The sequence below is a fragment of the Ensifer sp. WSM1721 genome (assembly GCF_000513895.2).
GTDB lineage: Bacteria > Pseudomonadota > Alphaproteobacteria > Rhizobiales > Rhizobiaceae > Sinorhizobium.
Map to the genome: position 1 here is coordinate 1,328,694 of NZ_CP165783.1, position 23,541 is coordinate 1,352,234.

20 protein-coding genes and 1 riboswitch are annotated in these 23,541 nt (G+C 63.3%); of the genes, 10 read left to right on the forward strand and 10 right to left on the reverse strand.

The window, feature by feature from the left end; translation table 11 throughout:
* Window positions 1-78: 78 nt before the first annotated feature.
* The 6 genes from M728_RS23785 to M728_RS23810 all read left to right on the forward strand — a co-directional run bounded on the left by M728_RS23785 (window position 79) and on the right by M728_RS23810 (window position 5,643).
* Window positions 79-948 (forward strand): alpha/beta fold hydrolase, encoded by an 870-nt coding sequence (locus M728_RS23785; protein ID WP_026620836.1) that lies wholly within the window; start codon window positions 79-81, stop codon window positions 946-948.
* Between the two features lie 100 nt (window positions 949-1,048).
* A riboswitch (TPP riboswitch) is annotated at window positions 1,049-1,160 on the forward strand.
* Window positions 1,161-1,257: 97 nt separating this feature from the next.
* Window positions 1,258-3,090: a phosphomethylpyrimidine synthase ThiC gene (thiC, locus tag M728_RS23790; RefSeq protein ID WP_026620837.1), complete on the forward strand. Its 1,833-nt coding sequence runs from the start codon at window positions 1,258-1,260 to the stop codon at window positions 3,088-3,090.
* A gap of 2 nt (window positions 3,091-3,092) precedes the next feature.
* Window positions 3,093-4,070, forward strand: a complete 978-nt coding sequence (locus tag M728_RS23795) for an FAD-dependent oxidoreductase (protein WP_026620838.1) — start codon at window positions 3,093-3,095, stop codon at window positions 4,068-4,070.
* Window positions 4,067-4,264 carry a sulfur carrier protein ThiS gene (gene thiS, locus M728_RS23800; protein ID WP_026620839.1) on the forward strand — a complete coding sequence of 66 codons (198 nt, stop codon included), beginning with the start codon at window positions 4,067-4,069 and terminating at the stop codon, window positions 4,262-4,264. The genes M728_RS23795 and thiS overlap by 4 nt, the downstream gene beginning before the upstream one ends.
* A gap of 3 nt (window positions 4,265-4,267) precedes the next feature.
* Window positions 4,268-5,041: a thiazole synthase gene (locus tag M728_RS23805; protein ID WP_026620840.1), complete on the forward strand. Its 774-nt coding sequence runs from the start codon at window positions 4,268-4,270 to the stop codon at window positions 5,039-5,041.
* On the forward strand, window positions 5,038-5,643 hold the full coding sequence (locus M728_RS23810) for a thiamine phosphate synthase (protein WP_026620841.1): 606 nt from the start codon (window positions 5,038-5,040) through the stop codon (window positions 5,641-5,643). Before M728_RS23805 ends, M728_RS23810 begins: the two co-directional genes overlap by 4 nt.
* Before the next feature lie 58 nt (window positions 5,644-5,701).
* Here M728_RS23810 and M728_RS23815 read toward each other — a convergent pair whose 3' ends face one another.
* A complete protein-coding gene (locus M728_RS23815) occupies window positions 5,702-6,907 on the reverse strand; it encodes an MFS transporter (RefSeq protein ID WP_026620842.1) in 1,206 nt (401 codons plus the stop codon).
* A gap of 74 nt (window positions 6,908-6,981) precedes the next feature.
* On the opposite strand from M728_RS23815, the gene M728_RS23820 reads away from it, so the two are divergent.
* The 3 genes from M728_RS23820 to M728_RS23830 all read left to right on the forward strand — a co-directional run bounded on the left by M728_RS23820 (window position 6,982) and on the right by M728_RS23830 (window position 12,496).
* Window positions 6,982-7,974 carry an AraC family transcriptional regulator gene (locus M728_RS23820; protein ID WP_026620843.1) on the forward strand — a complete coding sequence of 331 codons (993 nt, stop codon included), beginning with the start codon at window positions 6,982-6,984 and terminating at the stop codon, window positions 7,972-7,974.
* A 327-nt stretch (window positions 7,975-8,301) separates the two neighbouring features.
* Complete coding sequence (locus tag M728_RS23825; RefSeq protein WP_026620844.1) at window positions 8,302-11,691, forward strand: AAA family ATPase; 3,390 nt, start codon at window positions 8,302-8,304, stop codon at window positions 11,689-11,691.
* Window positions 11,692-12,097: 406 nt separating this feature from the next.
* A complete protein-coding gene (locus M728_RS23830; protein WP_026620845.1) occupies window positions 12,098-12,496 on the forward strand; it encodes a RidA family protein in 399 nt (132 codons plus the stop codon).
* A 24-nt stretch (window positions 12,497-12,520) separates the two neighbouring features.
* On the opposite strand, the gene M728_RS23835 is transcribed toward M728_RS23830, so the two are convergent.
* From M728_RS23835 to M728_RS23870, 8 genes are all read right to left on the reverse strand, one after another.
* A complete protein-coding gene (locus M728_RS23835) occupies window positions 12,521-13,075 on the reverse strand; it encodes an OmpA family protein (protein WP_026620846.1) in 555 nt (184 codons plus the stop codon).
* Window positions 13,072-13,746: a L,D-transpeptidase gene (locus M728_RS23840; protein WP_026620847.1), complete on the reverse strand. Its 675-nt coding sequence runs from the start codon at window positions 13,744-13,746 to the stop codon at window positions 13,072-13,074. Before M728_RS23840 ends, M728_RS23835 begins: the two co-directional genes overlap by 4 nt.
* A 390-nt stretch (window positions 13,747-14,136) precedes the next feature.
* Window positions 14,137-15,222, reverse strand: coding sequence for an ABC transporter ATP-binding protein (locus M728_RS23845; protein ID WP_026620848.1), 1,086 nt, complete (start codon window positions 15,220-15,222; stop codon window positions 14,137-14,139).
* A 12-nt stretch (window positions 15,223-15,234) separates the two neighbouring features.
* On the reverse strand, window positions 15,235-17,157 hold the full coding sequence (locus M728_RS23850) for a glycoside hydrolase family 127 protein (protein ID WP_026620849.1): 1,923 nt from the start codon (window positions 17,155-17,157) through the stop codon (window positions 15,235-15,237).
* Window positions 17,158-17,176: 19 nt separating this feature from the next.
* A complete protein-coding gene (locus M728_RS23855; protein ID WP_026620850.1) occupies window positions 17,177-18,040 on the reverse strand; it encodes a carbohydrate ABC transporter permease in 864 nt (287 codons plus the stop codon).
* Complete coding sequence (locus tag M728_RS23860; RefSeq protein ID WP_026620851.1) at window positions 18,037-18,954, reverse strand: carbohydrate ABC transporter permease; 918 nt, start codon at window positions 18,952-18,954, stop codon at window positions 18,037-18,039. The genes M728_RS23855 and M728_RS23860 overlap by 4 nt, the downstream gene beginning before the upstream one ends.
* A gap of 75 nt (window positions 18,955-19,029) precedes the next feature.
* Window positions 19,030-20,265, reverse strand: a complete 1,236-nt coding sequence (locus M728_RS23865) for a sugar ABC transporter substrate-binding protein (protein WP_026620852.1) — start codon at window positions 20,263-20,265, stop codon at window positions 19,030-19,032.
* Between the two features lie 50 nt (window positions 20,266-20,315).
* Entirely contained in the window at window positions 20,316-21,275 is a 960-nt protein-coding gene (locus tag M728_RS23870; protein WP_245269698.1) for a LacI family DNA-binding transcriptional regulator, read from the reverse strand.
* 458 nt (window positions 21,276-21,733) lie between these two features.
* Between M728_RS23870 and M728_RS23875 the strand changes: the two genes are divergently transcribed.
* Window positions 21,734-22,933, forward strand: a complete 1,200-nt coding sequence (locus tag M728_RS23875; RefSeq protein ID WP_034883632.1) for an MFS transporter — start codon at window positions 21,734-21,736, stop codon at window positions 22,931-22,933.
* A gap of 160 nt (window positions 22,934-23,093) precedes the next feature.
* Here M728_RS23875 and M728_RS23880 read toward each other — a convergent pair whose 3' ends face one another.
* Window positions 23,094-23,303, reverse strand: coding sequence for a dodecin (locus tag M728_RS23880; RefSeq protein ID WP_026620854.1), 210 nt, complete (start codon window positions 23,301-23,303; stop codon window positions 23,094-23,096).
* Window positions 23,304-23,541 lie beyond the last annotated feature (238 nt).

Below are 23,541 nucleotides of genomic sequence, written 5' to 3' on the forward strand. Positions count from 1 at the left end.
CGCGACGGATCAAAAGATGGAACCATAAAGCCCGCACCAGTGTTCGGCCTCGATCAATCGACACGAGGTGCGGCGACCATGACACCAACAGTGAAACACCGGTTCGTCGAGTTGGACGGCATCGGCGTCTTCTATCGCGAAGCGGGCCCCGAGGATGCGCCGGTCGTCCTGCTTCCCCACGGCTATCCATGCTCGTCCTACGAGTTCCGCAACTTCATGCCGCTACTGGCCGATCGGTGGCGGCTCATCGCGCCGGATTTTCCGGGGTCGGGATACAGCGACACGCCGGACGACTTCACCTATGACTTCGACGGCTTCGCCGACTTCCTCGAGGCTTTCATCCGCCGCCTCGGTGCCAATCGTTTCGCGCTCTATCTGCACGACTTCGGGTCCCAGATCGGTCTCCGGCTGGCAATCCGCCGGCCGGACCTGATCGCCGCGCTGATCCTCCAGAACGGCGACATCTACGAGGACGTGCTGGGTCCGAAATACGCGCCGCTTAAGGAGTATTTCCGCAATCCCACCGCCGAGGGCCGGGCCAAGCTCGGCGAAGCAGTGAGCGAAGAGGGCTACCGGGACGAGTTCCTGAACGATGTTCGGCCCGAGCTTGCCGAGCGGATTCCGCCCGATCTCTGGAAACTGCATTGGTCGCTGACAACGCCCCGGCGACGGGAGATCGCCATAGACGTCATCGCAGGTCTGCGGGAAAACCTTGACTGGTTCCCTCGCTACCAGGCCTATTTGCGCGAACATCAACCGCCGACGCTGATCGTATGGGGACCTCAGGACGGCTATATGCCCGAAGCTTCGGCCCGCGCTTATCTCCGCGACCTCCCGAAGGCCGAATTGCACCTCTTCGACGGAGGACATTGGCTGCTGGAGACGAACCTCCGGGAGGTCGCCGCGGTCACACGGGACTTTCTCTTGCGAATGTCTCCGGCCTTCTGAACTAGAGCCACTGGCGACGGGGAAGCGGCCGCCAATCAACTGCGGAACCGCCAATTGCATAAATGCTCTTGACGGCGCGGCGAGATCCGTCACTATTTGCGTCATTCACCAGGGGGGTCCCGGCAAGGGGCTGAGATACTGCTAGAGCGCGCAGTGACCCGTTGAACCTGATCCAGTTCATACTGGCGTAGGGACGGTGCGGGCGTTTGAAGCCAGGATTCCGTGTTCGCGCGATCCATCGGCGATACGTCTTTTCATCCTTCCGGCTTCAGAACTGGGTCTCCAACGCGAAAACTTTGGAGCCTCAAGATGAATCTATTCAAGCCTCTCGCAACGCCGTCGGTCACTCAAGGACCGCTTCCGGCTTCCCGCAAGGTCTACAAGCCGGGCGAGATCCATCCCGACATCCGGGTGCCCATGCGCGAGATCGCCCTGCATCCGACGTCCGGCGAGCCGCCGGTCATCGTCTACGATTCCTCCGGTCCCTATACGCTGCAAGATGCCGACATCCGCATTGACGAGGGCCTGCCGCGACTTCGCCGCGATTGGATCCTTAAACGCGGCGATGTCGAAAGCTACGACGGCCGCGCGGTCAAGACGGAGGACAACGGCTTTGCGACCGGCGAGAGACTGACGCCGGAATTCCCGGTGCGGCACCAGCCGCTCAAGGCCAAGTCCGGCCAGGCCGTCACCCAGCTCGCCTATGCGCGCGCTGGCATGATCACACCGGAGATGGAGTTCATCGCCATCCGCGAGAACCTCGGCCGCAAGGCTGCAAAGGAGGCGCTCGCCCGCGACGGCGAGAGCTTCGGCGCCTCGGTCCCCGATTTCGTCACGCCGGAATTCGTCCGCCAGGAGGTGGCCAGCGGCCGCGCGATCATCCCGGCCAATATCAATCATCCGGAATCCGAGCCGATGATCATCGGCCGGAATTTCCTTGTAAAGATCAACGCCAATATCGGCAATTCCGCCGTCACCTCCTCGATGGCGGAGGAAGTCGAGAAGATGGTCTGGGCGACGCGCTGGGGTGCGGACACGGTCATGGACCTTTCGACCGGCCGCAACATCCACAATATCCGCGAATGGATCATCCGCAATTCGCCCGTACCGATCGGCACGGTGCCGCTCTACCAGGCGCTTGAAAAGGTCGGCGGCATCGCCGAGGACCTCACCTGGGAGGTCTACCGCGACACCCTCATCGAGCAGGCCGAGCAGGGCGTCGACTATTTCACTATCCATGCCGGCGTCAGGCTGCACTATATCCCGCTCACCGTCGATCGCGTCACCGGCATTGTCTCGCGCGGCGGCTCGATCATGGCCAAGTGGTGCCTGCATCACCACCGCGAAAGCTTCCTCTACGAGCACTTCGAGGAGATCTGCGACATCTGCCGCGCCTATGACGTCTCCTTCTCCCTCGGCGACGGCCTGCGCCCCGGCTCGATCGCCGACGCCAACGACGCCGCGCAGTTCGCGGAATTGGAAACGCTCGGCGAACTGACGAAGATCGCCTGGGCGAAGGACTGCCAGGTGATGATCGAGGGCCCTGGCCATGTGCCGATGCACAAGATCAAGGAGAACATGGACAAGCAGCTCGAAGTCTGCGGCGAGGCGCCCTTCTACACGCTCGGGCCGCTGACGACCGATATCGCGCCCGGCTACGACCACATCACCTCCGGCATCGGCGCCGCGATGATCGGCTGGTTCGGCACCGCCATGCTCTGCTACGTGACGCCGAAGGAACATCTGGGGCTTCCGGACCGCAACGACGTCAAGACGGGCGTCATCACCTACAAGATCGCCGCCCACGCCGCCGATCTCGCCAAGGGGCATCCGGCCGCCCGCATCCGCGACGACGCGCTGTCGCGAGCCCGTTTCGAGTTCCGCTGGGAGGACCAGTTCAACCTGTCGCTCGACCCGGAGACGGCCCGCAGCTTCCATGACGAGACGCTGCCGAAAGAGGCGCACAAGGTCGCGCATTTCTGCTCCATGTGCGGCCCGAAATTCTGTTCGATGCGGATTTCCCACGATATCCGCGCCGAGGCGCAGAAGGAGGGGCTCGAAGCCATGGCGGCCAAATACCGCGACGGCGGCGATCTCTATATGCCGGTCGGCGACGGCACTGCCCAGGCTACCGGAGAATAGGCATGCGCGTGCTGATCAAGGGGGCCGGCGTCGCCGGCCTCACGGCCGCCCATGAACTCGCCGCCGGCGGCGCGGAGGTGACGGTGGCGGAGCATTCCCAAGGTCTCGCTGGCGCCGCCTCCTGGTATGCCGGCGGCATGCTCGCGCCCTGGTGCGAACGCGAGAGCGCCGAGGAGGCGGTCCTCACCTACGGCATCGGCGCCGCCGACTGGTGGGAAGCCGCCCTTCCCGCCGGTTCGGTCCATCGCAACGGCACGCTCGTCGTGGCACAGCCGCGCGACGGTGCCGAGCTCAAGCGCTTCGCTTCACGCACCTCCGGCTTCCGTTGGCTCGGTGCGGAGGAGATCGCAGCGCTCGAACCGGCGCTCGCCGGCCGCTTCCGCCACGCGCTGTTCTTTGCCGAAGAGGCCCATCTCGATCCGCGCAAGGCGCTTTCGATGCTTCGGCAAGGGCTCGTTACGCAGGGCATGGTGTTCCGCGATAGCGAGATCGACGAAGGCGACTTCGCGCTCACCGTCGATTGCGCCGGCGCCGCCAGGATCGGCGAGGTCGAGGGCCTTCGCGGCGTTCGCGGCGAGATGGTCTATCTCCAGACGGACGAGGTCACGCTCTCCCGTCCCGTGCGCCTGCTGCACCCGCGCATTCCGCTCTATATCGTGCCGCGCGGCGGCGGGCTCTTCATGTGCGGGGCGACGATGATCGAAAGCGACGATGCCGGCCCGGTCACTGCCCGCTCGCTGATGGAGTTCCTGAACGCCGCCTATGCGCTGCATCCCGCCTTTGCCGAGGCCCGTCTCGTCGAGACCGGCGCGGGCGTGCGCCCGGCCTTTGCCGACAACCTGCCGCGGGTCTCGCGGCGCGGAAACATCATTTCCGTCAACGGCCTCTACCGCCATGGCTTCCTTCTGTCGCCGGCGACGGCCAGGCAAGCAGCGGCGCTGGCCTTCGACGAACAATCAGGAAGAGGACATGTCCGATGAAGCTGACAGTGAACGGTGAGGAGCATGAGCTCCAGGCTGCGACGGTCGCCGAGTTGCTCGCTCTGCTCGACTACGAAGGCGAGTGGCTCGCGACCGCGGTCAACGGCGAATTGGTGCACAGGACCGATCGTAGCCGTCATCACCTAAAGGACAGCGACCGCATCGAAATCCTGTCGCCGATGCAGGGAGGCTGAGCCATGCCGGTATTTTACGGAACCGAACTCCGCTCGCGGCTGCTGCTTGGAACCGCGCGCTACCCATCTCCGGCCGTGCTCGCCGAGGCCGTGCGCCGGTCGGGCACCGACATCGTCACGGTTTCGCTTCGCCGCGAGACGGCGGGCGGGCGCCAGGGCGGCGCCTTCTTCGAGCTGATCCGCGCACTCGGCGTGCGTGTGCTGCCGAACACGGCCGGCTGCCACTCCGTGTCGGAAGCCGTGCTGACGGCGAAGATGGCGCGCGAGATCTTTGGCACGAACTGGATCAAGCTCGAAGTGATCGGCCATCACGACACGCTGCAGCCGGACGTCTTCGGCCTCGTCGAGGCGGCGCGCGTCCTCACCGGAGAAGGCTTCAAGGTCTTCCCCTACACAACCGACGACCTGGTGGTTGCCGAACGGCTGCTGGAGGCTGGCTGCGAGGTGCTGATGCCCTGGTGTGCGCCGATCGGCAGCGCCATGGGCCCGCAGAACGTGCCGAGCTTACGCGCCATGCGCGCCGAATTTCCCGACGTGCCGCTGATCGTCGACGCAGGCATCGGCCGCCCGTCGCATGCGGCCGCCGTCATGGAGTTCGGCTATGAGGCGGTCCTGCTCAACACGGCCGTCGCGGGCGCCGGCGAACCGGCCGCCATGGCGGAAGCCTTCGCCAAGGCAATCGCGGCCGGGCACATCGCCTATCACGCAGGCATGCTGGAGCCGCGCGACATGGCCGTGCCCTCCACTCCCATCATCGGAAAGGCGGTGTTTTCGTGAAGCTCGATCCCTTTTACCTCATCGTCGACAGCGCCGCCTGGATCGAGCGCCTGGTGCCGCTCGGGGTGAAGCTCGTGCAGCTCCGGATCAAAGACCGGAGCGAAGACGACCTCCGCGGCGAGATCCGCGCCGCCCAGGCGGTTTGCGCCGAGCATCGCTGCCAGTTGATCATCAACGATTACTGGCGGCTTGCGATCGAGGAGGGCTGCGACTTCGTCCATCTCGGCCAGGAGGATCTGGCGGACGCCGACCTCGGCGCGATCCGTACCGCCGGGCTGAAGCTCGGGCTTAGCACCCATGACGAGGCGGAACTCAGATCGGCGCTGGCAGCCGAGCCGGACTATGTCGCGCTCGGCCCGATCTATCCGACGATCCTCAAGAAGATGAAATGGGCGCCGCAGGGACTGGAGCGGCTTGCCGCCTGGAGCGAGCGTATTCGCCCGCTGCCCCTCGTCGCGATCGGCGGGCTCAATCCGGACCGGATCGAAGGCGTTTTCACCCACGGCGCCGACAGCGCCGCCGTCGTCACCGACATCACGCTCAACGCCGACCCGGAAGGCCGAACTCGGGAGTGGATTCGAAAGACCGGCGCATGGCGATAGGGCCGGTTGCCCGGCCCATTCCTCACTCCAGCGTCTGTTCGGTTCCGCAGGGATCCACTCAGACCGCTATGCGCCCCCGGGAGCTGAAGACGTAGAGCGCGCTCGCGAGTGTCGCGACGGCGCAGTAGCTGATGGCGCCGAGCGGGCCGAAGCCGTCCACGAAGAGGCCGCCCAGTATCGCGCCGCTGGCGATGCCGACCTGGAAAGTCGCGACGATGAGACCGCCCGTGCTTTCCGCATATTGCGGCGCAGCGCGAACCATCCAGGTCTGGACGGCGACCGGCAGAGCCCCGAACGCGAAGCCCCAGGCGGTCACCGCGACGGCCGACACGGCATCGATTGCGCCGAAGGTCACGAGGGCGAAGGCCATCGCCGCGATCAGCAGTGTGCCGAGGCTGACGGCCGCCGTGATGCTGCGTTCGATGATGAGGCCGCCCGCGAGATTGCCGAAGAAACCGCCAATGCCGTAAGCGAGCAGGATCAGCGAGATCGCCTCGATGCCGAATTCGGGCACCTTCTCCAGGAAGGGGCGCACATAGGTGAAACCGGCAAAGTGCCCCGAGACGAAGAGCAGCACCGTAATGATGCCGATGCGGATGCTCGGCATGCGCATGACGTCGAACAGGAGCTTGAGGCTCGGTGCGGATTGCGGCGGCAGCCGCGGTATGCTCACCATCTGCACGATGAGCGTCAACGCCCCGACCGCGGCGGCCATCAGGAAAGCGGCACGCCAGCCCCAGAGATCGCCGATATAGGCGCCAACCGGCGCCGCGCAGACGGTCGCAACCGAAACTCCGGTGAAGACGATCGACATGGCGCGCGGCACGAGAGACATCGGCACGAGACGCAAGGCGATCGCGGCCATCATCGACCAGAAGCCGCCGAGCCCGATGCCGAGGACGACGCGGGCCGCAAGCAGCATGGCGAGATTGGTGGCAAAGGCCGCGAGCAGGCTGGAGGCGATCAGGGCGAGAGTGAACCCCCAGAGCACCAGCCGGCGATCGAAGCGGCGCGTGGCGATCGCTACCGTCAGCCCGGCAACCGCGCCGACGACGGCAGTCGCCGTGACCGCCTGGCCCGCCGTGCCCGTGCTGATGCCGAGATCGGCCGCCATCGGCGTCAGGATACTGACGGGAAGGAACTCGGCCGTGACGAGGCCGAACACGCCGAGCGCGAGGGAGGCGACGCCGGCCCAGGCGGGGTCGCTTCGCTCGTCGCTTGCCGGTATAAGTCCGGCATCCAGTGTTGTCGCTGTATCTGTCATGAGAGCGGTCTCCTTGATCGGTCCGGCTTAGATAAGGCGTGACCGCTTGGACATTCCATGCTAGAAATTCCGCAATGCTTGATCGTTCGTCCAAAAATTCCTCTGTCGTTTCGGAAGACTTCCTGACCGAGCTCTTGCGCGGCCTGCGCCTCGACGGCGTCGATTACGTTCGCTGCGAGTTGACGGGTCCGTGGGGCATTTCATTTCCGGTGCAGGAGACCGCGCGGTTCCATTTCATCTGCGGGAACTGCTGGCTGCGCGGTCCGAGCGGTGACTGGATCGAGTTGAAGCGCGGCGACGCCGTGCTTCTGCCGCGCGGCGGCGAACATGCGCTGGCAAGCTCGCCGGACGAGAAATTGTCTCCGCTGGAGACCTATTCGCTCCGACAGGTATGCGATTGCGTCTACAACGTCTGCGGCGGTGGTCGCGGCGAGACGACCATCCTTTTCTGCGGCAGCCTGAAGTTCAACATGGATGCCATGCATCCCCTGCTGCGCATGATGCCGGACGTGATGCGCATCGACGCGCTCACCGCCAGCGAGCCGGCGATCCCGCACCTGCTCGAAGCCATGGCGCGCGAAGTCGGCGCGAGCCGCGTCGGCTCGGGCGGCGTCCTGGCGCGGCTTGCCGATGTGCTGGCCGCGCTGATCATCCGCTCCTGGGTGGAGCACGGATGCGGCAACACGAGCGGCTGGGTGGCCGCGGTCCGGCATCCTTCCATCGGCCGGGTGATCGCAGCCATGCATCTCGATCCGGAAAAGAACTGGACCGTCGACTCCCTCGCCAAGCTCATGGGGGCCTCGCGCTCCGGCTTCGCCCAGCAGTTCGCCGCCGTGGTCGGCGAGACGCCGGCGCGTTACCTCACCCAGGTGCGCATGCACCAGGCGCGCCAGTGGCTCACTCGCGACCGCATGCGCATCTCGGTCGTGGCGCGGCGCCTCGGCTACGATTCCGAGGCCTCGTTCAGCCGCGCCTTCAAGCGCGTCATCGGCGCGCCGCCAAGCCACTATCGCGGCGCCGAGACGCCGGACGCGCTAGCATTCGGTGCCCGAGACAACAGGCCCTAGAGCGCCGGTGTTCTGGGGCATCAGAGCTCGCTTCTCGTCGATGTCGCCCAAGAGCATGCAGCGGTCTTGGGCGACATGTACGCGTCTCTGGCTCGAAGCCGCCACTTGTACCATTCAGTCAATGTCTCCAACGGGCGGTGAGCGGAAGTCCGGCAAACGCGCAGGGCGGCCGCTTGCGCCATGAGCGACGTTTCTGGCACCGCTTGAAGCCGACGACGAGAATGGCGCAGTCCATGGTGTCCGCTTTGCTCGGGTTTGCTCGTGCGGCTCAGAGGCTTCTGGAGTATGCTGAAGAACCTTGCACTCCGAGTAGACGGAGGAGGAGCCATGGACGTCGGTGCTTGGCTGCGCGATCAAGGGCTGGGGCGGTACGAAAAAACGTTCCGTCAAAACGACATCGATCCTGAAGTGCTAAGGGATCTTACGGCCGAGGACCTGATCGGGCTTGGCGTCGCTTCAGTAGGGCACCGCCGTAAATTGCTCGCTGCCATCGCTGCATTGCGTGAGGTCGCTGAACAACCAAGCGGCCCAACCAGGATTGGCGGGACACCTGGAATCCTCCCCGAAGCGGAGCGCCGCCAGCTCACCGTGATGTTCGTCGACCTTGTCGACTCGACCACACTTTCCTCACGACTTGATCCAGAGGAGATGGGTGAACTGCTGCGGGGCTATCAAGGTGCGGTGGCGGGCGCGGTTGCTCGATTCGAGGGACACGTGGCGAAGTATATGGGCGATGGCGTGCTCGCCTACTTTGGCTATCCACGCGCTCATGAGGATGAGGCCGAACGAGCGGTACGAGCGGGGCTTGCGGCCATCGACGCAGTGCGGAATCTGCAACCACCGCATGGAGAGACGCTTGAGGCTCGCGTGGGCATCGCGACCGGCTTGGTAGTTGTCGGCGAACTGATTGGCGAAGGCGCCGCGCGTGAGGAGACGGTAATCGGCGAGACGCCCAATTTGGCGGCACGACTGCAAAGTGTCGCCGAGCCCGGAACTGTGGTGGTGGCATCCACCACTCGGCAACTGATCCGCGGGCTGTTCGATCTCGCCGAACTCGGCTTCCACCCGTTGAAGGGTTTTCCTGCTTCGGTACCCGCTTGGCGAGTGCTCGGTGAAAGCTCTGCGGAAAGCCGCTTCGAAGCATTGCACGGGGCGAGCCTGACCCCGCTCGTCGGGCGCGAGCATGAGGTAGCACTCCTGCTGAAGCACTGGGAAGCAGTCAAAGAAGGGGAAGGCCGCGTGGTGTTGCTCGCCGGCGAGCCCGGCATTGGCAAGTCGCGCCTTGTTCGTGCCCTGCGTCGGCGTCTGGAAGGCGAGCCGCATACGACTGTCAGTCACTACTGCTCGCCCTATCATCAGACCAGCCCGCTTCATCCGGTTATCCGCCTTCTGGAGCGGGCAGCTGGCTTCGCCGCGGAGGATGCCCCCGACGTGAAACTGAGCAAGCTTGAAGCGCTCCTCGCGCTTTCGACCGACGATGTCGCCCGCGTGGCCCCGCTGCTCGCGGCCTTGCTGTCGCTTCAGACGGGCGACCGCTATCCGCCATTGGAGTTGAGCCCGCATCGCCAGAAGGGGCGGACGCTGGAAGTATTCGTCGATCAGCTCATCGGGCTCGCCGCGCATCAGCCCGTCTTGGCAGTATACGAAGATGTGCATTGGGCAGATCCAACTTCGTTGGAACTGCTGGATCTTGTTGTTGACCGCGTGCAAGACTCGCCGGTGCTGGTGCTCATTACATTTCGCTCAGAGTTCCTGCCACGGTGGCTGCGCTATCCTCATGTCACCGCATTGACGCTTAGTCGTTTGAGCTGTCGGCAAGGCGCAGCAATGGTCGAGACGCTGACCGGCGGCAGGGCTCTGCCTACCGAAGTGCTTGACCAGATCGTCGCAAAAACGGACGGCGTTCCGCTATTCGTGGAAGAGCTGACTCGGGCGGTGATAGAGACCAATCTGCTCAAAGATGAGGGCGATCACTACGCCCTGGCGAGTCCGCTGTCGGCGATCGCAATTCCAACTACGCTTCAGGAGTCGTTATTGGCCCGATTCGACCGACTTGCCCCCGCTTGGGAGGTGGCGCAGGTGGCAGCTGCAATCGGTCGAGACTTCTCGCATGAGTTGCTTGTGACCGCCGCGCCGTTGAAGCCGAACGAGGTGGAGGAAGCACTGGACGACCTCATCGCGTCGGGATTGGTGTTCCGCCATGGGATTCCGCCGCAGACCACCTACAGTTTCAAGCACGCGCTCGTACGCGACGCGGCCTACGCGACCCTTGTGCGCCCGAAACGACAACGGTTGCACGCGGCGATCGCCAAGGCCATCGAGCAACGCCTCCCGGAAACGGTCCAGGCGCAACCCGAACTTCTAGCCCAGCACTACGCGGAGTCGGGGCTGCTAGAACCCGCGATCAATTACTGGCTCAGAGCCGGGCAAGCAGAGATTGCGCGCTCCGCAACGGCCGAAGCGATTACCCATCTGACAAGAGGGTTGGATCTGCTTGAAGGACTACCTGATGATGCCGCGCGATGGCGGCAGGAACTCGAACTGCAAGTCGCTCTCAGCGTCGCCTTGATGACTGCCAAGGGCTGGGCAGCGCCAGAGGTCGGGCAGGCCAATGCGCGAGCACGCGAGTTATGCGAGCGGCTGGCGGACACAAGTAGGCTCCTGCCTGTTCTCTATGGGGACTGGGTCTTCCATGTCGTGCGCGCTGAGCTGGAGGCGGGGAGGAAGGCGGGAGAGGAACTGCTCAAGCGCGCGCAGGAAGAACGGGAGGTGTCCGCTGAGACCGTCGGCAACCGCATTGTCGGAACCGATGCGTTCCTTCGCGGCGAGATCGCTATTGCCCGTGAATATCTGGAACGATCGCTCGCCCTTTATGACCCGCAGCAACACCGCGCCCTCGCGTTCCTGTTTGCCCAGGACCCCCGGGTGGCGGGGCTGTCGGTCCTCTCCTGGACTCTCTTCGCTCTTGGTTATCCCGAGCAGGCTGAGGCCAGGAGCAACGAGGCATTGGCGGACGCAAGGGAACTTTCCCACCGCAATACGCTTGGTTACGCCCTACTTTACGGCTGCATTTTGTCGCAGCTTCGCGGCGACTGGCGAGAAGCCCGAGACCGAGCAGATTCGCTAATCACGCTCGCAAGAGCGCAGGGCTCTCCGCACTTCTTCGGTGCAGGTACGATTGTTCGAGGCTGGACGCTAGGACAGACGGGTGAGTTACCGGAGGCCATCACAAAGGTGCAGGAAGGCTTAGCGTCGTGGCAGATGACTGGAGCGAGATTCCTGGTTCCATTCTTTTTAAGCTTGCTCGCGCGCGTCGAAACCCAGGCCGGGGGAGCGAAGCTGGGTTTGGATTTGCTGACCAACGCGCTCGACAGAGCGCGTGAAACGGGCGAGCGGTGGTTCGAGCCAGAGCTGCATCGCCTGCTTGGCGAGCTGATGCTGGAGCTGCCCGCGTTTGATCGTGCCGAGGTGGAAGCACGGCTCCGGCATGCGGCCGAACTGGCGCGAGGGCAAAGCGCTGACTTGTGGGAGTTGCGCGCGACGACAAGCCTCGCCCGACTGTGGATCGCGCAGAACCGGTGCCGCGACGCTCATGATCTGCTTGCGCCACTCTGCGCTAGGTTTACCGAGGGTTTCGCGACATCGGATCTGCAATTGGCCCAACGGGTACTTGGTGAGACCGCAGGCTTCGATGGCGCGACCAGGTCATCCGACTAGCTAGCGATCCGTACTGCATTGTCCCACCCCAAGCTGCGCTGACAGCACTGTGGGACGGCAAGGGCGTGGCTGGTGGCTGCGATACCAGTTCAGTAGACGTTCGCTCATCAGGCCGACATCGGCAATCAGCTCGTCTATCGAGGCGGCAGCGTAGTTCTTTTCTGCGAAAGACTTCGCGCGGCCGCGATCAGCTTCGCGCAGTCTCCTCCATCATCTCGACGCGTCGTTTTGCCATCATCGTTGCTCCTGCACTCACATACGCGACGTATATGGCTTGACATACGCCGCGTATGTACCCTATTAACATACGTGGCGTATATCAAATGGTGCGGCAGCGCGTGAGTTCCCGAAGCTTGGCGCTTCGCTCATTGAGCGCCACTCAGCAACGATGAAAAGGAAGCAAAAGATGGCGCAGCGCGAACCGATTTTTCCTGCCAACAGGCATGCACTGTATGAGGCCCATGGCTATTCAGCCGCGATCCGCTCCGGCGATCTGCTCTTCGTCTCCGGGCAGGTGGGCAGCCGTTCCGATGGGACTCCCGAACCTGATTTCGGGCGTCAGGTCCAACTGGCCTTCGACAATCTCCGTGCAACGCTGCAAGCAGCGGGCTGCAGCTTCGACGATATCGTCGATGTGACCACGTTCCACACGGATCCCGAAAACCAGTTCGAGACCATCATGGCGGTCAAGAATCAGATCTTTCCCAGTCCGCCCTATCCCAACTGGACCGCAATCGGTGTGAATTGGCTCGCCGGGTTCGATTTCGAGATCAAGGTCATCGCTCGTATTCCAGAAGAGGCATAGACCTATCCGCAAGGCATCCTGCGATCAGAGTGAGTCGCGCTCGGTGCGCAGGTTGGAGACGACGCGCCGGTTCTGCACCTTGCAGGAGCGGTCCGTGCAGTCACGGACCTCGCGGTCGTTGCCGTAACCCTTGGCCCACATGCGGTTGGCATCCACGCCCTTCGAGACGAGATAGGCCATCGCCGCGTCGGCGCGTTTCTGCGACAGCGTTGCCATGTCTGACGCGGACCCGGAATCGTCGGCAAATCCCTGCAGCTTGACCAGCCAGCGCGGGTTGCTGTTGAGCCAGATGGCCTGCTTGTCCAACGTTGCCATGGCGACGGAATCGAGCGTAGCCGAGTCCTGCGTGAAGTAGGTCCGTCGGCCGACATTCAGGATGAAATCCTCTTCGCTGCCGGCCGTGACATTCTCGAAACCGGGCGCCGGATCGTTGGTTTGTCCGGTCATCGGCGTCGCGGCCGGCTCTTCCAACGCCGCGATTTCAGTGGTGTTGCAGGCGGCGAGTGTCAGGAGCATGGCCACGCCAACAAGCAGCCGCGTATATCCGGTCAAAGCAGACATCAGGGTGATATTCCTCATTCGACCGGGGTTGCTTGGCTGACCTCAGCGGCACTTTCAGCCTGATCGGCAATGTGCGGCAGTACTTGCACCGCGGTGCCGATGGGACAACGCTGATAAAGATCGATTGCATCTTCATTGAACATGCGGATGCAACCGCTGGAGGCGTCCTTACCGATGCTGCCCGGCTCCAGCGTACCGTGCAAGCGATAGCCGGTATCGACACCATCGCGAAGCAGGTACATGGCGCGCGGGCCAAGGGGGTTCTTTGGCGAACCTCCCTCGACCGATTCGGGCAGTTCGGGGTGGCGCTCGCGCATCTCCGGCGGTGGCGTCCAGCGTGGCCACAGCGATTTCCGGTCGATCGTGGCGCGGCCATACCATTTGAAGCCCTCGCGGCCGACACCGACGCCATAGCGGATGGCAGTCTTGTTCTCCATGATCAGGTAGAGAAAATGGTGCCTGGTGTCGACAACGACGGTGCCAATCGGCTCGCTGCTGAAATATTTGACAACCTGGCGGCGCCACTTCTTGTCGATCTTGGCAAAGTTGGTGCTTCGGAACGTCACGCCATTGTCGACGGCGGTGCCGGAAAAATAGGAAGACGCCGCTGCGAGTGTGGTTTTCTGGACCGCCACGGTGCCAAATGACGCTAAACCACCAAGCACAATATCCCTGCGCGTCCACCCCATCGGCAATATCCCCCGAAAAGCCAAGTAGCGAAGCGGCAGTAAATCAGATTTTTCAATTGCCACAACATAAAATTGCGCGGCTTTCTCAAGTAGAACTCTGTTTGGTCTCTCTCGGGGATAGGGTGCGCTCTACCGCTCAACCGTCGGAGCCATCTTGGCTTACTGCATGTTTCCCTGAATCGTATCCGATTTAAGGACAAAAACATGCAGCAATTCAAAGTGCTACAGCGTCCTTTGTGCGTCTGAAAAGACGCACGGCGCTGTAGGTAAATCACCACAAGATCTATCGCTGTGTCATGGCCGCGATAGGCTGGTTCCAGCCGCAATCGACTGGATGCCGAGTAGTCTTGCCTCCTGTCGGAGGCTAAACCCTAGCCGACCTCCGGCTGATCACCGCAGGCGACGGCTGTCCTTGGCAAAGAAGCGCCTGCGCTCCTCGGGCACGGCGAAGGAAAGCCTCTCCCCGGCCTGCCAGTCAGGCCCCTCGCGCTGTTCGACGACGAGGCTCTGGCCGTCTTCGAGTTGGCAATAGAGATAGCGCGTTCCGCCGAGATATTCCGAGAACTCGACCTGTGCCGTGATGCGTTCAGGCCCCGGCTCCGCAACCGCGATGTGCTCCGGCCTGATCCCGAGGAGCAGGTGCTCGCCGGAGGTCAGGCCGCTGCCATCGATGCCGGCCCGCATCGTCGCATTGCCGACCCGGATCGTCCCCTGGCCCAGCCATTCGGCTTCGAGGAAGTTCATGCGCGGCGAGCCGATGAAGCCTGCGACGAAGATATTGGCCGGGTCCTCGTAGACGTCGCGGGGGCTGCCCGCCTGCTCGATCCGCCCGTCCCGGAGCACGACGATCTGATCGGCAAGCGTCATCGCCTCCGTCTGGTCGTGGGTGACATAGATCATAGTATTGCCGAGCTCGCGATGCAGGCGGGCAATCTCGATGCGCATCGAGACGCGAAGCTCCGCGTCGAGATTGGAGAGCGGCTCATCGAATAGGAAGACATCCGGTTCGCGCACGATCGCCCGGCCGATCGCCACACGCTGCCGCTGGCCGCCCGAAAGCTGACCCGGACGGCGGTCGAGCAGATGGTCGATCTTGAGGATCGCGGACGCCTGCGCGACGCGGCGCTCGATATCGGCCGCAGCCGTGCGCGCCATCTTCAGCCCGAAGGCGAGATTCTCGCGCACGCTCATATGCGGATAGAGCGCATAGGACTGGAAGACCATGGCGATGCCGCGCTCGGAAGGGTCGAGGTCGGTCACGTCCCTGCCCTTGATGGCGATCTCGCCTTCGGTCACCTCTTCGAGCCCCGCGATCATCCGGAGAAGCGTCGATTTCCCGCAGCCGGACGGGCCTACGAAGACGACAAAATCGCCCTCCTCGATCGTCAGGTCGATGCCATGGATCACCTCTAGGCTGCCATAGCTCTTGCGCACGTCGCTGAGCACGACGCTCTTGTTACTGCTACCGTTCGCCATCCTTGAGATCGCCTACTTGTCCGACTGCACCCAGACGAGCATCTCGCCCGGCGCACGGTTGTCCCAGAGATGATAGGGCACGAAGCGCGCCTTGGCAGGCCGGCGCTTGGCCGGTTCCTTGCGGTAGAGCGTCTTGCCCCAATTCTCCGTCTCCTCGCGCTCGACCGCGACGTCGATGGCAACGGCGTCGTTCAATTCCTTGAGCACCGCGGTCTCCGCGGCCGGAAGCTCGCGGGGGAGAACGATCGCGTTCAGGTCCTCGCCATTGTCGGTCGCCTCGACGCAATAGACGAGCGGTCCGCGCATCAGCGCGACGCGGCCGGCATTCTGCCTGACCTTCGGATTGGCATATTGCGGACGAAGCTCGAGCGGCAGGTCGAGCTCGACGCGGTCGCCGTCCGCCCATTCGCGCTCGATGCGGGCATAGCCGTCGGAGACAAGGCCGGACAGATCAACCGTCGTGCCGTTGATGCTCAAGGCCGCATCCTCCGCCCATTCGGGGATGCGCAGCGACAGCGCGAATTTAGCCGCCCGCTCGAGCTTCGCCGTGAAGGCGATCGCGCCTTCCCAGGGATAATTGGTCGTCTGCCTGAGCTCGACCTTGGCGCCATTGGCAAGCTGCAGCCGCGCCGCGCTTTCGCCGTAGAGATGCACGGCGATCTCGTCCTCGGCGACCGCATACATGTAGGAACCGATCGAGGTCACGAGACGGGCGATATTGGGCGGGCAGCAGGGGCAATGATGCCATTTCCAGCGATGGTGCTTGCCGGAGCTTTCGAGCGGATTGTCGTAGAAGAAGGTCCTGCCGTCGATCGAAAGGCCCGGCAGCGCGCCGTTATAGAGCGCCTGTTCCATGATGTCGGCATAGCGGCGATCCGGGCCGCGGCCGAGCATGCGGTTCGCCCAGAAGACGAGGCCGACGGAGGCGCAGGTCTCGGCGTAGGCCGTGTCGTTGGGCAGGTCGTAATAGTCGGTGAAGCCCTCGTTCGAGGCAGACGGCCCGATGCCGCCGGTGATGTACATCTGCTTCGCGGTGAGGTCGTCCCACAGCGTTTCGAGCGCCGCCGTCAGGCTGTCGTCGTTGTATTCCGTGGCGATGTCGGCCATGCCGGAATAGAGATACGTGGCGCGCACGGCATGGCCGACGACCTTCTTCTGCTCGCGCACCGGCTGGTGTGCCTGGCCGTATTCATAGGTCTTCTGGATGAAATTCTCCGGATCGCGGCCGTCGCGTTTCGCTTCCTCGGTGAAGAAATGCGGCTCGGTCCCGCGCTCGTCGATGAAGAATTTCGAGAGGTCGAGATACTTCTTCTCGCCGGTGACGCGGGCGAGCTTGACGAGCGCGAGTTCGATCTCCTCATGGCCGCAATAGCCCGGGATTTGGCCCTCGCCATGGCCGAAGACGGTGATCATGTAGTCGGCGTAGCGGCACATGATGTCGAGCAGCTTGCGCTTGCCGGTTGCCTGGTAATAGGCAACCGCGGCCTCGATCAGGTGGCCGGCGCAATAGAGTTCGTGGTGGTCGCGCAGGTTCGTCCAGCGACGCTCCGGCTGCACGCGCTGGAACCAGGCGTTCAAATAACCGTCCTTGTCCTGCAGCTTCTCATACATGTCGATGATCCGGTCGGCGCGCGCCTCGAGTTCCGGATTGGGGCGGCGGTAGAGCGAATAGGCGATCGTCTCGATCGACTTGCCGAGATCGGAGTCCCAGAACATCTGCGTCGTGCCGCCCCAGGGCTGGATGGGAATGACGATGCCAGGGCTCGGCTGGCTGATGTCGATCGCCTTCAGCATACCCGCTTCGACGCAGCGGTCGAGCAAGGTTTCGGCGGTGGATTGGCAGACGGCATCCTGCCACTTGCCCCAGAAGCCGCCGAGTTCGACGTCGGGAACGGCAACGGGGCGGAACTGGCGATCTTTTCTGGTCTTGGTCATGGGCTCACTTTCTCTCGGATCATTTCACCGCGCCGGCCATCAGCCCGCGCATGTAATAGCGTTGCAGGAGAAGGAAGACGAAGAGGCAGGGCACGACCATCACCGCGACTCCCGCCTGCACCGCGCCCCAGTTGATCGCGCCGAGCCGGCCGGCGCGCACGGCGGTCATCAAAACGGGAAGCGTGTAGTTGTCGTTGCTCGACAGCAGGACGAGAGCGGCGAAGAACTCGTTCCAGGCATTGAGGAAGGCGAAGATCGACACGGTCGCGATGCCTGGCATGACGAGCGGCAGCAGCACCCGGACGAGCAGTTTCAGGTCGCGCGCGCCGTCGATGCGCGCCGCTTCCTCGATCTCCTTCGGCACGGCATCGAAGGCATTGCGCATCATGAAAACGGAGAAGGGAAGCTGCAGCGTCACATAGACGAGCATCAGCCCGACGAGCGAGTTGTTGAGGCCCAGCCGCGCCAGGATGATGAAGAGCGGCGTCAGGATCGACTGGAACGGGATCATCAGCGTGGCGATGATCAGCACGAAGAGCACATTCTTGAACGGGAAGCGATAGCGCGAGAAGCCGTAGCCGGCGAGCACGCTGACGGCGACCGTCAGGACGACCGTCCCGATCGAGACGACAAGCGAATTGAACATATGCTGCCAGATGCCCGCACCGAAGGCATCGAGTGCGCGATAGGCATCGAAGCTTACCCCGGAGCTCGGCCATGGCGGCAGCGGCGGCGAGCCGGATTCGCTGTTCGGCCGGAAGGAGGCGAGCAAGGTGACGGCAAAAGGCGCCAGGAAGAAGAAGGCCGTGCCTATGCCGATGCCGTGATAGGTGATTCTGTCCCAAAGCGCCTTGCGGGCGCGGATCTCGCGGCGCGTCCTCATGGGCGTTCATCCCCCACCTTGAGCAGCCAGAGCTGGACGACGCTGAGCGTGACCAGGATCAGAAGAAGCGCGATCGACAGTGCCGCGCCATAGCCGAGATTGAAGGACACGAAGGACTGATTGAAGATGTAGTAGACGACCGAGATCATCTTGTTCTGCGGTCCACCGCTGGTCATGATGTAGAACTGATCGAAGGCGAGGATAGAACCGGTCACCGAGAGGATGAGCGCGAGTGCCATGGTCCGGCGCATCAAGGGCAGCGTCAGGTGCCGAAAGCGCTGCCAGCGACCGGCGCCGTCGATGCGGGCCGCCTCGGTCAGTTCAGTCGGGATCGCCTGCAGGCCGGTCAAGAGGATGATCATGGTGAAGCCGGCGATCTTCCACACCACCATGACGATGATCGTCAGAAACGCGGTGTCGAACTTTGCGAGCAGGTTGATCCGACCTGAGGTCAGGCCGAACATCTGAAAGAGCGGTGAAAAGAGTCCGCTGTCGACATTCGCAAGCCAGACCCAGAGCAGCGAGGCGGAAGCGAGCCCCACCACGACCGGCAGGAAGATGATGGTGCGATAGGCTGAGACGAGCGGCCTTTGCTTCTCGACGAAGATCGCAAGCGGAAAGGCGACCGCGAAAATGGCGATGGTGACGACGAGCGTATAATGCGCGGTGAAGCCGAGAGCGTTGAAGAACCGCGCATCGGTGAACATGCGTGTGTAATTGCCGAGGCCGATCCAGGCCGGTGCGCCGAGCAACGGCCATTTGTGCAGGCTCATCCATACCGTGAAAAGCACGGGCAGCACGAAGAAGAGGCTGACGAGCGCCATGGCCGGCGCGATATAGAGCAGTCCGCGCCATCCGGTCTGCCGTCTCAAGCGGCGCCGGTGCGGGGTCGATGTGAGGCCTGCCGTCGTCATGGATGCACTTTTTTAGAAATTCGAGACGATGCCGAGAGGACGCCTGCCCTCCCGGTCATTCGGATCGGCTGGGTCTTACTGCCCAGCATCGATGATCGACTGCATCTCCGCTTGCGCATTGGAGAAGGCACCATCCACATCATCGCCATAGATCGCAGCATTGGTGAAGGTCGCCCACGGGCCGTTGGCGCTGTTGATCAGGTCGTTGAACTGCAGCGTGTAGGGGGTCTTGGCGACGGCGATCGCGTCGATGCCGACCTTGAGGCGCGGGTCGAGACCTTCGAGCACCTCATTGGCGATATCGCCGCGCGTCGGCAGGCTGCCGTATTTCGCCATGATCTTCTGGCCGTCCATCGAATAGGTATATTCGAGAAACTCCTTGACCTCCGCTAGTTTCGGCGTGCCCTTGGTGACGACGAAATTGTCGCCGCCGGCAAAGGATGAGGGCTTGCCGTCGACGCCCGGGATCAGCGTCACGCCGAAATTGATTTCGGGATGCTGGGTCACCAGCGTGCCGATGGCAAAGGCGCCGATGCTCTGCTGGCCGATCTTGCCGTTGGTGAAGCTCAGGAAATTCACCCCGTTGTCGCTCGCGGCACCCGCCGGCACCAGGTCCTTCTTGACCATGTTTCGATAGATATCGACGGCCTTGCGCATCTCGGGCGTGTCGAGCGTCGCGGTCTTGCTGTCGGACGAGAGGATATCGGCGCCGGCGCCCCAGACGAGGGGCGTGAAAGTGAAGATCATGCAGCCGCCGCAGCCGCCGCCGGAGAAATAGAAGCCGTAGATATCGCCGCCGAGCGCTCGGATCTTCTCGGCATTGGCCGTGATCTCCTCCCAGGTCTTCGGCGCCTTCTCCGGATCGAGACCGGCCTTTTTATAGAGGTCCTTGTTCCAGGCGAAGATCGAGGTCTCGACGGAAAGCGGCAGGCCGTAGATCTTGTCCTGATAGGTGCCGAGCTTCACATGCGACGGCGAGAGCGAATTGAAATAGGGGAGCGATTTCGCCCAGTCGGTGAGGTCCTCGAGCTGCCCGGCGGCTGCGAAAGCCGGCGTGTAGATGAGATCGAGCGACAGGGCATCCGGCGCCTGGCCGCCGGCAATCGCTGTCGCATATTTCTGCACGAGCTCGGCGAAGGGCACTTCAGTCAGCTCGACCTTGTTCTCGTGGCCGGCATTGTAGGCCTTCACCACTTCTTTGAAGGAGTCGCCGATGCCGGAGCGCACCCACATGGTGATCGTCTCGGCCGACGCGGTCGAGATCATGCCGGCCGATATGAGAGCCGTCGCAGCCATTAGCTTCTTCAACATTTCGCATTCCTCCCAAAATGCGGGGCCACCGGCGGTGTGCCCCCTCCTCTTCAGTTCCTACGATCCCTGCCTCCGCAGGATTCTCTTACGACGAGCTTGCAGGGCAGCTTGCGCAGCCCCGGTTCGATTGCGCGTCCCTCCGCAAGCGCGAGCACCATCAGCCCGGCCTCCCGGCCGAGCTCCTTGAGATTCATGTCGACGGTCGTAAGCGGCGGCCGCGTCTGCGCCGCCATGATCTCCCAATTGTCGAAACCGATGACGGAGACATCCTCCGGCACTTTCACGCCGCGCTCGCGCAAAGCGTCGACGACGCCGCGGGCGATCTGGTCGTTGCCGCAGAAGATGCCGTCGGGCTTCTCGTCACCATCGTCCCAGATCCGCTCGATCGCTTCGTGGCCCCAGGCCTCGGACCAGACGCCGTGCAGAACCGGCGCATTGCGGCCCGCCATCTCGCGGAACGCCTCGGCGCGTTCGACGGCGGAGACGAAATCCTTGGGCCCAGTGATGTGCAGCAGCCGCTTGCGGCCGATTTCCTTCAACCACTCCGTCGCGAGTGTGGCACCATGGCGATCATCCGCGGTCAGCGTCACGCTGCCGGGTTCGCCCTTGGTGAAGGCATAGACCACCGGCACCGGCAGACGAGCGAGATCGACCGGGAGAGACCTGTCGACCCGCTTGCCTGTCGCGATGATGCCGTCCACCTGCTTGTCCAGCATGGCGTTGACATGGACTTTTCCGAGCGCCGGATCGTCTTCGATGGCGCAGAGGAAGACCGATACGCCGTGATCCACCAGCGCCTCGGAGATGCCGGCCATGACCGGAAGCGTGAAGCGGCCATAGGTGTCGTTGGTCAGAAGACCGACGGTGAAGCTGCGGTTGCTGAGGAGCCCTCGCGCCAGCGCATTCGGCCGAAAGCCGATCTCCGCCGCCATCCGCTTGATCCGCTCACGCGTGTCGTCCGCCATGCGGCCATTGCCGTTGAGCGCCTTCGACACGGTCGAAACGCTCACGCCGGCGACCCTCGCCAGATCGTGAATGGTGACACGATGCCCCTTGCTGCGCTGCGAGCTCAGTTTGGCCTCCTCCCAGAAACTAGGTATGAGAAAACCTTTTCTCACCTGAGGAGTCAACAAGAGAAAAGGTTTTCTCATGAAAAAATATGATTATTGCTGGCGAGCGAAGCGGCAACGGTCGCCGCGAGTCCCTTTCGCCCCGCTTGCGGGGGAGAAGGTGGCCGGCAGGCCGGATGAGCGGCCGCCCCACCCAGGCTGAAATTCGCGTCGGCATCGACACAAGCAGTCACGTATAAACATCATTGATGAATTTCATTCACAGGCGTTGCGACCGGCGACGTGCTTATCATCGCGTCCGACCGCCAACATATTGCACCGCGGAAAACGTCAACACCCATCGCCAACGTCTAAGGCCCGCTTCGCATCGCGAACCCGCGGGCGGAAACGGATTTGTCATGCCTCTCGCCATATTTGCATTGACGATCGCGGCCTATGCGATCGGAACCACCGAATTCGTCATCGTCGGCCTTCTGCCGACGGTCGCTGCGGACCTCGACATCACGCTGCCGCTCGCCGGCCTCATCGTCAGCGTCTACGCGCTCGGCGTCACCTTCGGCGCGCCGATCCTGACTGCGCTGACCGGCCGGATCGAACGCAGGCCGCTGCTCCTCGGGCTGATGGCGTTGTTCGTCGTCGGCAACACGGCGGCGGCGCTGTCGCCGAGCTACGAGGTGCTGCTCGTCGCCCGCGTGCTTTCGGCCTTCGCCCACGGCGTCTTCTTCTCCGTCGGCTCGACGATCGCCGCCGATCTCGTGCCGGAGAACCGCCGAGCCTCGGCCATCGCCATGATGTTCATGGGGCTCACCGTCGCGATCGTCACCGGCGTGCCGATCGGCACCTATATCGGCCAGGTCTTCGGCTGGCGCGCCACCTTCTGGGCCGTTGCCGCGCTCGGCGTGGTCGCCTTCGCCGGCATTGCGATGCTGCTTCCCGGCACGCTTTCCAAGGCCGCCCCGGCCCGCCTCCTCGACCAGCTCCGCGTGCTCGGCTCCGGCCGCCTCCTCATCGTCTTCGCCACGACCGCGCTCGGCTATGGCGGCACCTTCGTCGCCTTCACCTTCCTCGCGCCGATCCTGCAGGAGATCACCGGCTTCTCCGAGGAGAGCGTCAGCCTGATCCTCGTGCTCTATGGCGTGGCCATCGCCATCGGCAACATCGCCGGCGGCAGGATCGCCAACACCAATCCGGTCAAGGCTTTGATCGGCCTCTTCATCCTGCAGGCGCTCGTGCTCGCCATCTTTTCCTTCACCGCCGCCTCGCCGGTTCTGACGCTGGTCACGCTTGCCGCGCTCGGCTTCCTGTCCTTCGCCAATGTGCCGGGCCTGCAGCTCTATGTCGTGCAGCTTGCCAAGGAGCATCGTCCCGGCGCCGTCGACGTCGCCTCGGCGCTCAACATCGCCGCCTTCAATCTCGGCATCGCGCTCGGCGCCTGGCTCGGCGGCACCATCGTCGACTCCTCGCTCGGCCTCGCCGCGACCCCCTGGGTCGGCGCCATCCTCGTCGCCGTCGCCCTGCTGCTCACGCTTTGGAGCGGCGCCCTCGACCGGCGCACTACAGCGCCGTGCGTCTTTGCAGACGCACAAGGGTCGCTGTAGCACTTTTGAATTGCTGCATGTTTGTATCCTTAAATCGGCTCCGATTTAAGGATACATGCAGTAGCCCGGTGCCGCAGGCAGCCTGACGTTGAAAAGGCCCGGCAAGGGGCCGGGCCTTGCTCTTGCGAAAGCTTCGGCCCAAAGGCGGTGACCCCGCGCCTCACTCCTCGATCCGGAAGCCGACCTTCATCACGACCTGGTAATGCGCCACCTTGCCATTGACGATTTGCCCGCGAATCTCGTCGACTTCGAACCAATCGAGATTCCGCATGGTCTTCGATGCGCGCGAAATGGCAGTCTCTATGGCTTCGTTCACCGAGACCGGCGAACTTCCGATCAGTTCCACCTTCTTGTAGACGTGTCCGCTCACGATTTTCCTCCTGAAGGGTTTCTTTGATCCTTGCGCCTCGCCGGCTTAAGGGGGCGAAGCCGTCGCAATTAGCGGCGAACATCGCCGCTGCCGACGATCATGCGCCCGTCGGGCGGGAACTGCCAGCGGGGCTGCGCGAAATCCGGCAATCACCGACTGGGTGGCAGCGAAAAATCCCTGTTCCGGCGGTACAGATGTCTTATCCTAAAGGTCGCGCTAAATGCCGCCGGGCGCTCAG

What these genes read in the sequence shown, in the direction of transcription:
- M728_RS23785 (WP_026620836.1), top strand. Translation starts at nt 79, where the DNA reads ATGACACCAACAGTGAAACACCGGTTCGTCGAGTTGGACGGCATCGGC.
- thiC (WP_026620837.1), top strand. Translation starts at nt 1,258, where the DNA reads ATGAATCTATTCAAGCCTCTCGCAACGCCGTCGGTCACTCAAGGACCG.
- M728_RS23795 (WP_026620838.1), top strand. Translation starts at nt 3,093, where the DNA reads ATGCGCGTGCTGATCAAGGGGGCCGGCGTCGCCGGCCTCACGGCCGCC.
- thiS (WP_026620839.1), top strand. Translation starts at nt 4,067, where the DNA reads ATGAAGCTGACAGTGAACGGTGAGGAGCATGAGCTCCAGGCTGCGACG.
- M728_RS23805 (WP_026620840.1), top strand. Translation starts at nt 4,268, where the DNA reads ATGCCGGTATTTTACGGAACCGAACTCCGCTCGCGGCTGCTGCTTGGA.
- M728_RS23815 (WP_026620842.1), bottom strand. Translation starts at nt 6,907, where the DNA reads ATGACAGATACAGCGACAACACTGGATGCCGGACTTATACCGGCAAGC.
- M728_RS23820 (WP_026620843.1), top strand. Translation starts at nt 6,982, where the DNA reads ATGCTTGATCGTTCGTCCAAAAATTCCTCTGTCGTTTCGGAAGACTTC.
- M728_RS23825 (WP_026620844.1), top strand. Translation starts at nt 8,302, where the DNA reads ATGGACGTCGGTGCTTGGCTGCGCGATCAAGGGCTGGGGCGGTACGAA.
- M728_RS23830 (WP_026620845.1), top strand. Translation starts at nt 12,098, where the DNA reads ATGGCGCAGCGCGAACCGATTTTTCCTGCCAACAGGCATGCACTGTAT.
- M728_RS23835 (WP_026620846.1), bottom strand. Translation starts at nt 13,075, where the DNA reads ATGAGGAATATCACCCTGATGTCTGCTTTGACCGGATATACGCGGCTG.
- M728_RS23840 (WP_026620847.1), bottom strand. Translation starts at nt 13,746, where the DNA reads ATGGGGTGGACGCGCAGGGATATTGTGCTTGGTGGTTTAGCGTCATTT.
- M728_RS23845 (WP_026620848.1), bottom strand. Translation starts at nt 15,222, where the DNA reads ATGGCGAACGGTAGCAGTAACAAGAGCGTCGTGCTCAGCGACGTGCGC.
- M728_RS23850 (WP_026620849.1), bottom strand. Translation starts at nt 17,157, where the DNA reads ATGACCAAGACCAGAAAAGATCGCCAGTTCCGCCCCGTTGCCGTTCCC.
- M728_RS23855 (WP_026620850.1), bottom strand. Translation starts at nt 18,040, where the DNA reads ATGAGGACGCGCCGCGAGATCCGCGCCCGCAAGGCGCTTTGGGACAGA.
- M728_RS23860 (WP_026620851.1), bottom strand. Translation starts at nt 18,954, where the DNA reads ATGACGACGGCAGGCCTCACATCGACCCCGCACCGGCGCCGCTTGAGA.
- M728_RS23865 (WP_026620852.1), bottom strand. Translation starts at nt 20,265, where the DNA reads ATGTTGAAGAAGCTAATGGCTGCGACGGCTCTCATATCGGCCGGCATG.
- M728_RS23875 (WP_034883632.1), top strand. Translation starts at nt 21,734, where the DNA reads ATGCCTCTCGCCATATTTGCATTGACGATCGCGGCCTATGCGATCGGA.